Genomic DNA, 11,996 nt, shown 5'->3' on the forward strand with positions numbered 1-11,996 from the left:
AGAGCTATTCGATGACACAGCTGGACATGGCTTACGTGCAGTCCCAGTTTCCCGGCCTGACGGATGACTGGGTCTTCTTCGACAATGCCGGCGGATCCCAGATCGCGCAGCCGGCGCTTGATCGGATGGTCGAGTTCCTGACCCACCGGAACGTGCAGATCGGCGGCAGCTATGCCGTGTCCCAGGCTGCCGCGCAGGCTCTGGCGGCAGGGCGGCAGGCGGCGGCCACGCTGGTCAATGCCGCCCGCCCCGACGAGATCGTCTTCGGCCCCTCGACCACGGTGCTGATGGGCAACCTGATGCAGGCCATGCGCCGACAGTTCGTGCCGGGTGACGAGGTGATCGTCACCATGGCCGATCACGAGAGCAATATCGGCCCCTGGACCCGGCTGGAGGAGTTCGGCGTCATCCTCAAGGTCTGGCCGCTGAATGCGCAGACGATGGACCTGCAGCTGGCCGATCTGGAACCGCTGATGTCCGAGCGCACGCGGCTGGTCTGCGTCACGCATGTGTCCAACATTCTGGGCAAGGTGCATCCCATCGCCGACTTCGCGCGGTTCATCCATGACCGGGGCGCGCTGATCTGCGTCGATGCAGTGGCCTATGCCCCGCACCGGCTGATCGACGTGCGGGCCTGGGACGTCGATTACTATGTCTTCAGCCTCTACAAGGCCTACGGCCCGCATGGGGCGCTGATGTACGGGAAATACGACCTGCTGGCCGGGTTGGACGGCCTTTATCATTATTTCTACGGCAAGGACAAAGTCACCGCCAAGCTGGAGCCGGGCAATCCCAGCTACGAGGCTGCCTATGCCACCGATGGCATCCTGGCCTATCTGACCGGCCTTGCCCGCCACCATGGGGCCGTGGGCGACGATCGCGCGCTGCTGGCCGCCGCCTATGGCCTGATCACCGCCCAGGAGGATCTGCTGACCGACCGCCTGCTGGCATGGCTCGGCGCCCGCAACGACTGCCGGATCATCGGCGAGGCCGCCAACCGGGACAGCACCCGCGTCCCCACCATCGCCTTCAGGTTCGACGGCCTCGACTCGGGCCAGCTGACGCGGGCGATGGACGATCACGGCATCGCCATGCGCTTCGGCGATTTCCACTCGCGCCGGCTGGTCGAGCATCTGGGCGAGGACCACGAGGGCGGCGTGCTGCGCGTCTCGATGGTCCATTACAACACCGTCGCGCAGGTCGACCGCCTGACCGAGGCGCTGACCGCCATCCTGGCGGAGGCGGCATGAGCGGTCTGGATCTGGTCGTCACGGGGGGCACGGTCGTCACCGCCGCTGACAGCTACACCGCCGATATCGGCATCCGCGACGGGCGCATTGCCCAGATCGGCGAGGGGCTGACCGGAGCGGACCGCATCGACGCCTCGGGCCTGCTGGTCCTGCCCGGCGGGATCGACGCCCATGTGCATCTGGACCAGCCGACCTCGGACGGGACGGTCATGGCGGACGGTTTCGCCAGCGGCACGCGCTCGGCGGCGGCGGGGGGCAACACGACGGTCCTGCCCTTCGCGCTGCAGATCAAGGGCCAGTCGCTGCGCGCCTGCGTCGAAGAGTATCACCGCAAGGCCGAAGGCAACTGCCACACCGATGTCTCGTTCCACCTGATCGTCACGGACCCCACCCCGCAGGTTCTGGGTCAAGAGCTGCCGGCGCTGGTGCGCGACGGCTATACCTCGTTCAAGGTCTTCATGACCTATGACGATCTGGTGCTGAACGACGCGCAGCTGCTGGACGTGTTCGAGGTCGCCCGCCGCGAACGCGCGCTGGTCATGGTCCATGCCGAGGGTCACGATGCGATCAAGCACCTGACCCGCCGGCTGGAGGATCAGGGTCGCACCGCGCCCTATTACCACGGTCAGGCCCATGCCCAGATCGCCGAGCGCGAGGCCACCCACCGCGCCATCAGCCACGCCCAGCTGATCGACGTGCCCATCGTGATCGTGCATGTTTCGGGCCGCGACCCGATGGAGCAGATCCAATGGGCCCGCGCCCGCGGCCTCAAGGTCCATGCCGAGACCTGCCCGCAATACATCGCCCTGACCGCCGAGGATCTGCGCGGGCTGAACATGGATTTCGAGGGCGCGAAATGCGTCTGCTCGCCGCCGCCGCGTGATGCGGACAGCCAGGCGGCGATCTGGCAGGGGCTGCGCGACGGGACGTTCGATCTGTTCTCGTCCGACCATTGCCCGTTCCGCATCGAAGGACCGGGCAGCAAGGACAATCCCCGGGCCCGGACCTCGTTCAAATGGGTGCCCAACGGCATCCCCGGCGTGGAGACCCGCCTGCCGATCCTGTTTTCCGAAGGCGTCAGCAAGGGTCGGATCAGCCTGCAGCGCTTCGTCGCGCTGACCTCGACAAACCCGGCGCGGCTGTATGGCCTTTATCCGCAGAAGGGCAGCATCGCGATCGGCGCGGATGCGGACCTGACGCTGTGGGACCCGACCCTGACCCAGCCCATCCGACAGTCATCGCTGAACCACGGCTGCGATTACACACCCTACCAGGGGATGGAGATCACCGGCTGGCCGGTCCGCACCCTGCTGCGCGGTCGGACCATCGCCCGGGACGGAGTTCCAACCGGTCAGCCACAGGGAGGGCATCTGGCCCGTGCCATCAGCGAGACGTTCGAAAACGCCTGATCCAATTGATGCGGGGACGGCGATCAGATGCGAATCGCTCTGCGCGATCTGGAGAAGCCGCTGGTCAATTGGCTGTGATGCGTCTTGCCATGCAGCGTCGTCAGACGCCTTCGACAGCCGCGGTGGTCTCTTCCAGCGGAACTGAGCGTCACCACGTCCATGATACCGAACTGACGCAACCGAACCGTGCCAGGTTTGCCGAAAACCCCAACTGCTGAATGGGGTGGAGCATCATGGGCAAGACAACGAACACGTCTTCCCATGGGGTGCGTGACCGCGCGGTGAGGCTGGTTCTGGACAACAAAGATCAGCACGGACCGCGCCGGCAGCCGGCCATGTCGATTTCCGCAAGGATCGGCTGTGAGCCCCAGCACTTGAACGCGTAGGTCAAGAAGGCCGAGGTCGGCAGCGGCAAGCGTACTGGTGTCCCGACCGACATGGCAGAGAAGATCGCGCCTTGCCTGCCATCGGTACGGTGACAGTGGCGCATAGGGGTCGCGTGGCTGCTGGCGCGGGCCACGCGGCCGGCGCCAGCAGCCAGATCGCCCAAGGACCATCCCGGGCGGCCCGCCCGGGATGGTGGTGCAGTCCGGGACCGGTGCAGGGGCCGCATGAAAGTCCTGGGGGCGGGATCGCCCGTCTGCACTTCGATTGCGGGGATTGCCGCGAGGCGAGGGAGAGGCATGCGCGCCCCCGATCATGTCGTCCCTTCGGTCACCGCCCGGTCTGCAGGCAGCCGCGCGCTCAGTCGGCCCTGACGCAGCGCCATGCCAGGTCGGGCACACCAAAATCTGGGGCCCCGCCATCCGGGCCAAGCGCCGTCAGCAGGGTGTCGCGGTCGAAGATGCGCGCGCCGTCGGCCAAGGCGGCGGACAGCCAGCGGCAGAGTTGCGGGGCGGAGAGGCTGGTGCCGCTCAGGCGCTGGCGCGATGCGGGCGCGATGCCGGGAAGGCGCAGTCCGGGCAGCGCAAAGCTTGTGTCGGCGGGTGCCGTCACGTCGCCGGGCGCGCCGTCGGGCAGCAGGCCGGTATAGGCGCTGATCTGGCCGGCGGGCCGGGCCAGGCTGGCGCCCACCCGGATCTGGCGCCTGCCGCGGGCATAGACATTTGCCGTCCCGTTGCGGCGGATCAGGCCGACTGTCGCCGGATCGTCGGCCCCCTGCCAGCGACCGCTGTCAGTTCGAGGCGCGTAGCTGGGCTCGACCAGACGGGACTGTCGTCCCTGACCGCGGAAGCCGGACAGCCGGTCGTCGCGGTGAACGGCTAGGTCGCATCCGGACGGGCCCGCCCGGATCAGGCGCAGATGCCACAGGCCGGGCGGCGCGCAGGGAGCGCGGGCCGCCGCCGGAAGGGTCGGGGGCACGATGATGGTCACGACAGGTCTGCCCGACGATCCCCCGCGACGCTGCAGGACGACCCGGGCCAGCGCGGTGCCGTTCGCATCGGTGATCCGTCCGGACCCCGTCGTCGTCAGCGGCACGACAAGCCGCGTGCCGTCCGGAGTCGCGACCTCGACCTGCGGCAGCGCTTCGCCGGGCCCGCCCCAGATCTCGATCGCGTTCAGGGTCGGGTCGGCGGGCGGAATGTGCCAGCCGATCTCCTGTCCGGCGTCCAGCCGCCCCCGCAGACGATCCTGGCGGTGATTGCCGGTCGGCAGGACGAAGAAGATCGGTCCCAGTTCCCATCCGGTCCGGGTCGCGATGGCGTCCTGCAATCGCGTCAGACGTGCGCTGCCGTCATCGGCGCCCGCCGTCACGCCCAGTGACAGATTGACGACCAGCGATGGCCGGACGGTCCGGCCGGCCTGCGCCGACATCTCGCGGGCAAGGGCCCGGGCGCGGGCGATGACGAAGACGATGGCCGACTGGATGAAAAGCCCGGCCAGGCTGCCCGTGGTGTCCGCCAGGGCGCTCTGCGGCAGAGAGACCGCCAGGATCGGGACGGCCCGCCCGCGGTCATCGGTGGGATCATGACCCGCCGCCAGTGCCGCGACCGCGGCGCCGTGACTGCCGGCATGGGCCATGGCAAAGCTGGTGGCAGCGGTCATCAGGCCGCAGGCCCGATAGGCGGCATGGGGATCATCGGGGCGACGCAGCGCGTCGATCTGCGGGCCGCGCAGCTCGCGCCCGAAGGCGATGTCGGGGCGGCGGTCGACGGCCTGCGCCTCCATCAGCCAGATTGCCGCGACCCGGCTATGGCCCTCGCGGGTCGTGAACAGGGGATGGGCAAAGGGGATCGCGTGGTCGATCACCGCCACGATGGTCGCCCGGTCCGGATCGGGCGGGTGTGCCAAGGGGTGAAGGAAAGGGCCGTTTTCAATCAACGGCGTGCTCGCCCTCACAAGGGTCTGGGCTGGCAGAAGATCTGGGATGCGATCCAGGATCGGGCCGAAGAACTCGAGGGAATCCGTAGCGATCATCACTCGAACGCCGCTTGGATGAGGGCCTGCAGGGCGGCGCGCCGTTCCTGACGGTCGGGGTCCGGCACGGCAGTCGTCATCGGGGCCAGCAGCTCGTCCAGCAGCGGCCAGTCCTCGTCCCCCATCCGTGCCGCCTCTTCGGGCGGGGCCGGCGTCCAGACATGCGGCGTCATCCCCATCGTTCGGCCCATTCCTGCCGCGCGTTGAACCACAGGGCTGCCAGCAGCGGGGCCGGCGCGAAGGCGACTTCTGCGCCCCGCGTCAGGCAGGTCTTGCCCTCCCATGCCGCGCAGAAGGCCGGCAGGTGGAAATCCCGCGATCCCGCCGGGGCATCCTCGCCCCATCGCGGCGCGTCGAAACCGATCTGCGGTGCCGTGCCCGCCGTCGCGCGGGCGACCAGCCAGCCTGCAAGGGACAGCCCAAGCGCCGCCCCCGCCGCGCTGTCGCAAGGGTAGTGCAGGCCCGCGACCGTGCGGTTCACCGCGATGCGCGCGGCGGTCCGATCCAGCGGACTGGCCATCTCGGGCGAGGCCCGGCCGGTCAGCGCGGCCAGCACGCCGGCCAGTGCGAAGGCCTGGGTGGCGTGACCGCTTGGGAAGGCCGAATGCCCGGGGCAGGCGATGATGGGCTGAATGTCGGCCGACAGGACATGCGGCCGCGCAATGCCAAAGCCAAGCTTTGCACGCTGAACGATGGCCGTCGCCAAGTCGGAGGCCAGTGATGCCAGAAGCAGGGCGCTTGGCGTCCAGCGGGGGTCCAGGGGAAGGATCGTCGTGAAGAAGGGCAGGATCTGCTCCGTCTGCACCAGGATCTCGGCTATCCGCTCTGCCCGCAGCTCGGCATAGCCCGCGACAAGCTGCGTCTCCGTCTTCAGATCGTCATCGGACGGCGGGGCGATGCGGATCAGCTGACCCTGCGGGACCGTGATCGTCAGGGCCTCCGCCGCTGCGCTGACCTGCAGGCCTTCGCACAGCTCGGACAGAAGCGCCGCGACGGCGAATTGCGGCTCGATCCGCCGCAGCCGTGCCCCAAGGCCCTGCGTCCGGGCTGCGGGCTGCGACAGGGCGACCTCTCCCATAGGCGCGAGGGCTTCGCGCGACATCAGAAGCGCCTGCGCCAGCATCGGGCCCTGGCCGTCCGCCCCTCCGCCATGCGCGTTATGGGCATTATGTGCATTGTGGGCGTTGTGCGCATTGTGGGCATTGGCGAACGACATCGCATCATCCCTCTGGCCGGGCCGCTTCGTGACCTCGATTCGGTTGACCTATGGTAACATGGTCGAGAGCAAAATTAAGAGAGTGGTGCCATGCGCTTTCGGCTACGCCTCATGGGACCGGTCGGCCTGACCAGCGCCCTGGGCCAGGATGTGACGCCGCGCAGCCGGAAGGCGCGGGGGATGCTGGCGCTGCTGGGAACGGCCCCTGGCCTGCGGATGGCGCGGGCGCGGCTTCAGGACCTGCTGTGGAGCCAAAGTCCCCCGGCGCAGGGCGCGGCCAGCCTGCGGCAGACGCTGCATGACCTGCGCCATGCCCTGGATGCGGCGCTGATCGGCGGCGACGGCTGGGCCGGGCTCGATCCTGCGGTCGTGTCGGTGGATCTGCGTCCCGCGCCCGGCCTTGCCGGGCAGCCGGCCGAGTTCGCCGAGGGGCTGGAGATCGACGATCCCGAGTTCGAGGACTGGCTGCGCGACATGCGCCTGGCGCTGGAGGACCAAGCGCCCGCGCGCCAGCTGCCGCTGCTGATCGTCGGCGAACCGCAGGGCGACAGCGCGCAGGCGCGAATGCTGACGAAATTCCTGCTGCAGGAGGCCGCGGCACGGGCCGCACCGCTGATCCCCGCCCGCGCCACGCAGATGGCCGAGGCGGGCGAGGGCCTGCTGGTGGAAAGCTGGTGCCTGGGCCAGCCCGACGACAAGGTCCTGATGATGATGGTGCTGCGCGACATCGCCAGCGGCACGCAGCTTTGGGCGCAGCACTATCCCCTGTCGTCCGCCCTGCACGATCTGCGCCGGGCCAGCGGCGCCTTGGCGATGACGATGATCCAGACCGCGCGCCAGGCCGGGCAGGGCGGCTGGATGCTCTATCCGCTTCCCGACCTGTTCAGCTTTTCGCGCAGCCGGCTGCTGGCGGCGGACCGACATCTGCAGCAGGCCGAGGGGGCGGTACCCTGCGCCTTGCGGGCCTTCCTGCGCTATACCCTGATCATCGAGCGGCAGGGCGCGGACCCTCGCGCCCTTCTGGAGGAGGCCGAGGCGCATTGCCGCCGCGCCTTCGAGGCGGCACCGGGCGATCCGATCGTGCTGGCGATCTGTTCGCTGATGAGGTCCTGGCGCGGCGAGGTGGCCGGGGCGCTGGACCTGGCACGTCTGGCCTGCCGGTTGTCCCCGGGCCATGACATGGCGCATCTGGCCCTGTCGCAGGCCCTCAACGACGCGGGGCGCGACAGCGACGCCCTGACGACGATCCTGCGCGCCGATGCGGGGCCGATGGCGGTGCTGGGACAGGCCAGCTGGCAGATGCGGCGGGCGGTGGCGCAGCTGCGCCTGGGCCGCCTGGCCGAGGCCGAGGCCGCCGCGGCGACCGCGCTGGCCTATGCCCCGGACTGCCGCCCGGCGCTGCGGATCCTGGCCGCCCTGCGCTTTCACCGGCACGACGAGGCGGGTGCCGCCGAGGCGCTGAGCGCGCTGCGCCGCGCCGAGCCGGATTTCAGCCTGCAGCTGATGGCCAGCCCCGACTATCCGGTCACGACCCTGCGGCGCATGGGATTGCTGAACGTGACGCAGTCGGGCCTCTAGCCGGTCACGCGCCGCTCACACCGCGATCACGCATCGATGGCATACCCTGAGTCGCGGATCGGCAGGACGCCGGATCCGCGAACACGGAGGATGGCCCGGTGACCTGCGACACATGACCCCGAAAGCCACGATGCCGGGACGTCGCGACAGGACGCCGGCGCGCGGGATGATGACCATCAGTGAACAGTGACATTTTGAACCAGTCGGCGTCGCATCCCGCCGCCTTCCCCTGACCCCGTTCGGGCAGGGGGACCATCACGCGGGCTTCTTGCAGGTCCGTCGGCACCGGGGGACGCCGTCCTGCGACTGCGGTCGCGCAACGGGGATCACCATCCTTCCCATGCCCCCGTCGCCATCGGCACCGCGCCGATGGCGACCCCGTCCGCCTGTGTGGCCGCGACAGCGGAGACCCGTGACGAGCGGGCAGCGCAGCTGATGCACCGTCAGGCGGCCTGCCGTTCCGGGTCCGGATGCCTTGAGCGCGGGACCCCTTTTGACAGTCGGAGAGAGATCACGATGCTTGAGCTCATCATCATTGCCTGCCTGCACGGGCAGTGCCGCGAATTCTCGAACCTCTACGATCCCGCCGAGGTCTCGATGCTGACCTGCATGATGTCCGGGCAGACCGAGGTCGCGCGGTGGCAGCAGGCGCATGCCGGCTGGCAGGTCAAGCGCTGGAGATGCGGCATCCACTCCCGGCAGGAAGCGCGGCTCTAGGTCGTCCGCGTCAAGGGCACGTCAATCGACCGGGCGCCGAGGGACACCCCGCGATGCCGTCACGTTCCGGAACTGGAGGCCTTGGTGGAAATCCTGTCCTATGCCACGGCGCTTGCCGTGGTCGCCGCCGCACCCGGCCCCGTCGTGGCGATCCTGCTGGCGCGCGCGCTGGCCGGGCAACGGCGCGGGGCGGCCCTGTTCGCCGCCGGGGTCATCCTGGCAAAGCTGGCGACCCTGGCTGCCGTGATGAGCGGCCTCGTCCTCTGGATCGGCGATCCCCGGGCGATCATCCTGGCGGCGAAGGCCATGGTCATCGCCTATCTGGGGACCGTCGTCCTGCACCTTTGGCGATCGGCCGCCCGTGGCGGCATCGCGGTCGGCGCGGCTCATGGTGCCGCGTCCTGGGGTGCCGACCTGACGGCGGGCATCGTCGCGGGACTGGCCAGCCCGCTCAGCCTGCTGTTCTTCGTCGCGCTTCTGTCCGCGGGCTCGACGGGTGACCGGATCGACTGGTCCTCCCTGCTGACGGTGGCGATCGTGACCGTGGCGGCGCCTGGCGCCGTCTATGGCGGCTACGTCCTGCTGGCCTGCCGCCTGCAGCGCCTGCTGAGCACGACCGAACATGCCCGCCTTGTCCAGCGCGCCATGGCCGCGCTGCTGGCCTGCACCACGATCTGGATGATCGCGGGCATGGCGACCCCCGGCCTCTGACGGTCGGGGCTGCCGCCCGGGATCGAAGGCCTCGATCGCCGAGCCGCGTCCCGGCTGACGCGGCCCCTCACCCCAGCCTCTCCACCAGCTGTTCCGTGAAATCGGCCTGTCCCAGCAGGGCCTGGATGGTCGCGGCAGGGGTGCCGCCGCGGGCGCGGATGCGGCAGTCATGGGCGGCGGCGATCAGGTCGGTCAGGCTGCCGCGCCAGCCGGGCAGGTCGCTTTCGTCGCGCGTGTCGCTCAGCCGCCAGACCCGTGCCGCGCGCATCGGGACCGGGGGCGCGATGGCCAGATGGTCGGGGCGGACGTCCGGCACCGCGCGGCCAAGCGCCCGGGCCGGGATCGCACCCAGGCCGACCGAGACCATCTGGATCCGCCGCCCCTCGTCGGCCGCGAACAGGGGCAGCACGGCCAGCGCGTCGCGCATCAGGCGGGGCGCGGCCTCCTGCGCGCCGCGGCGATAGCTGTCGACCTGCGCGCGGATCCCGGGGCCCAGCTGCCGCGCCAGCGCTGCGTCCCGCGACCCGCCCTCGCGCAGATAGCGCGTGACCGCCTGCCCGACATCATGGGCCAGCCGCAGGCGGCACCCCAGCATCTCGTCCATGCCGTAGACGATGTGGAGTGGATAGATCCCCCGCGCCTTCAGCCGCATCGTCAGCGGCAGGGCCAGACCCGCGATCGTATCGCTGTCCAGCAGCGGATCATGCACCATCAGCAGCAGGCGCGGATAGGCGGCCCGCCCCTCGTCCGAGGCGAGGTAGCCCGCCGTCTCGGCCACGCCGCGGGCGCCCAGTCCCAGGGTCCCGTCCTCGATCAGGCCGCCCCGTTCGGCATGGATCATGTGGCCCAGAAGCCCGATGCGTCGGGTGCCCGCGCCGGCATGACCGCCGGCCGCGACGGCAAAGGCCCTGGCGCTGTCGGGGGCCAGCCGGATCACCCAGGCATCCCCGCCATGGGCGGCCCAATCGTCGAAGCTCCACAGCGCATGGCCGGGCAGGCCCGCGAACCCGCCCCAGTCCGGCCCGCGCGAGTTCTGGACGATGAATCCCTCGTCGGTATAGCCGTCGATGACGAAGGCATGCAGGCCGCGCGGCTGCGGGGGATCGGCGGTGTCGTAGGGGATGCGGTGGTCGGCGTCCGGATGGCGCCAGCCGTCATGGATCCGGGCGGTGACGATGACGACGCGCGCCTCCTGCACGGCCATGCGCATGTCGTCCAGCGTCGGGCGCACGCGCAGATAGCTGCCCAGGGTCAGCCGGCGGGCCTCCTTGGCGATGTCGCGCGTCAGGAAGAAATCCGTCAGCCCGGGGACATAGGGCGCGCGATCCCAGCTGCACACGCCGTTGTGGTAGAAGCCCTTGAGGACGGCCCGCAGGCTGGTGCCGTCCGGAGTGTCGTCCAGCCATTCGTCGTGGCGGCGTGCCATGCGGTCCAGCATCCGCACGCTGGCCCGGAAGACGGGCGCTGCGACATGGTCCGGGCGCTGCGCCAGGTGATGCTCGATGGCGGCGGCGACGGCGAAGGCGGCGCAGCTGCCCTCGGTCGCCTGATCACCGATGACGGTGGGCTGGGGCAGGATCTGCTGCGCGGGCGGGGCCAGCGAGGGGCGGAACCAGCGGTCGCGGCTGTCGGGCCGGTCGCGGTCGATCCCGGCATCGGGCGGGGCCACCGGACGCCGCGCCGGGGCGATGCGGCGCAGCGCCTCCTGCCCGAGTGCGGAGAGCGACAGGGCGGCCTCGGGGCTCTGCCGGGCCTCCCACGGGCGGGTCGGTGCGCCATCGGGCGGGGCGTCGCTGAGGCCGGCCAGGATGTCCCGCATCCAGCCGTCCCCCAGTGCCGCCGCGATCCGCACGGCATCGTTCAGGTCCGCGGCGAAGGGGTCGGCCTCGGGGCTGCTCCCGGCGATGTCGGGCCGGTCGGCCGAGCCCCAGACATGCACACCCACCACCCGCTGCGTCGCCGGGTCGAAGACCGGGGCGCCCGAATAGCCGGGGATAGTCGTCGCATCGTGCAGGAAGTAGCCCTTGAGCCGTCTGGAGGAATGGGGCCGGCTGTCCCCCGTCCCGGCGAACAGCTTTTCGCGATAGGCGGCATCGATCTGCGCGAACAGCCCCACCCCCGCGACCAGCGGATAGCCGATCGGCGCCACGACGGTCGGCAGGGTGCCCGAGCGATCAAGGATCAGCCCCTCGCACTGCCCCTCGATGTCGAAGACCGCCAGATCCAGGTCATGGGCCGAGATCCACTTGCGGATCTCGAAGGTCCGGCCGTCGGGAAAGACCACCCGTCCGGGGTGCATGGCCCGCGTCTGGACGCTGCCCGCGAAGCTGAGGATCTGGGCCGTCTGGAAGAACAGCGGCAGCACATGGCCCGCCGTCACGAAGCGCCGCGTCGGTCCCGGCGCGTCCGGGTCCAGACCGGAGGCGCAGGGCCAGGCCGTCGCCAGGGGCACGAACTGGCCGTTCAACTTGACCTCCAGCCGGGCGATCCTCGGACCGCAGGCCTCGGCGAGGGCCTTGAGGGCGGCGGCCCGGCCCGCATCGACCGCATCATAGCGGAAGATCGGCCGCATCGCGTTGATGATCGACCGGGCGCGCGGGTGATCCAGACCCATGGCCAGGAACCTCCGGGCCGCCGCAAGGTCATGCTGCATGGGTCAACCTCCGAGAAAAAGAGAACTGGTGACGGGTGAAGCAA

At 70.1% G+C, this 11,996-nt stretch carries 9 protein-coding genes; 5 read left to right on the forward strand and 4 right to left on the reverse strand.

What is annotated here, in order from left to right; all coding sequences use genetic code 11:
- Positions 1-11: 11 nt before the first annotated feature.
- A complete protein-coding gene (locus E4191_RS03805; RefSeq protein WP_228461517.1) occupies positions 12-1,250 on the forward strand; it encodes a cysteine desulfurase-like protein in 1,239 nt (412 codons plus the stop codon).
- Positions 1,247-2,659 carry a dihydropyrimidinase gene (gene hydA, locus E4191_RS03810; protein ID WP_135312222.1) on the forward strand — a complete coding sequence of 471 codons (1,413 nt, stop codon included), beginning with the start codon at positions 1,247-1,249 and terminating at the stop codon, positions 2,657-2,659. The genes E4191_RS03805 and hydA overlap by 4 nt, the downstream gene beginning before the upstream one ends.
- A gap of 744 nt (positions 2,660-3,403) precedes the next feature.
- Here the strand turns inward: hydA and E4191_RS03815 are convergent.
- The 3 genes from E4191_RS03815 to E4191_RS03825 all read right to left on the reverse strand — a co-directional run bounded on the left by E4191_RS03815 (position 3,404) and on the right by E4191_RS03825 (position 6,293).
- A complete protein-coding gene (locus tag E4191_RS03815; protein WP_135312223.1) occupies positions 3,404-4,951 on the reverse strand; it encodes a S8/S53 family peptidase in 1,548 nt (515 codons plus the stop codon).
- Between the two features lie 125 nt (positions 4,952-5,076).
- The gene (locus tag E4191_RS03820) at positions 5,077-5,256 is read right to left on the reverse strand and encodes a hypothetical protein (RefSeq protein WP_135312224.1); all 180 of its coding nucleotides are present in this window, start codon (positions 5,254-5,256) and stop codon (positions 5,077-5,079) included.
- Positions 5,247-6,293, reverse strand: a complete 1,047-nt coding sequence (locus E4191_RS03825; protein ID WP_135312225.1) for a phosphatase PAP2 family protein — start codon at positions 6,291-6,293, stop codon at positions 5,247-5,249. The genes E4191_RS03820 and E4191_RS03825 overlap by 10 nt, the downstream gene beginning before the upstream one ends.
- A 90-nt stretch (positions 6,294-6,383) precedes the next feature.
- Between E4191_RS03825 and E4191_RS03830 the strand changes: the two genes are divergently transcribed.
- The 3 genes from E4191_RS03830 to E4191_RS03840 all read left to right on the forward strand — a co-directional run bounded on the left by E4191_RS03830 (position 6,384) and on the right by E4191_RS03840 (position 9,299).
- Positions 6,384-7,871 (forward strand): SARP family transcriptional regulator, encoded by a 1,488-nt coding sequence (locus E4191_RS03830; protein ID WP_135312226.1) that lies wholly within the window; start codon positions 6,384-6,386, stop codon positions 7,869-7,871.
- A gap of 516 nt (positions 7,872-8,387) precedes the next feature.
- Positions 8,388-8,588 carry a hypothetical protein gene (locus E4191_RS03835; protein WP_135312227.1) on the forward strand — a complete coding sequence of 67 codons (201 nt, stop codon included), beginning with the start codon at positions 8,388-8,390 and terminating at the stop codon, positions 8,586-8,588.
- 84 nt (positions 8,589-8,672) lie between these two features.
- A complete protein-coding gene (locus E4191_RS03840; protein ID WP_176562622.1) occupies positions 8,673-9,299 on the forward strand; it encodes a LysE family translocator in 627 nt (208 codons plus the stop codon).
- Positions 9,300-9,366: 67 nt separating this feature from the next.
- On the opposite strand, the gene E4191_RS03845 is transcribed toward E4191_RS03840, so the two are convergent.
- Complete coding sequence (locus E4191_RS03845) at positions 9,367-11,952, reverse strand: trypsin-like peptidase domain-containing protein (protein ID WP_135312229.1); 2,586 nt, start codon at positions 11,950-11,952, stop codon at positions 9,367-9,369.
- Between the last annotated feature and the right edge of the window lie 44 nt (positions 11,953-11,996).

This window comes from Paracoccus liaowanqingii (assembly GCF_004683865.2).
Classification (GTDB): Bacteria; Pseudomonadota; Alphaproteobacteria; order Rhodobacterales; family Rhodobacteraceae; genus Paracoccus; species Paracoccus liaowanqingii.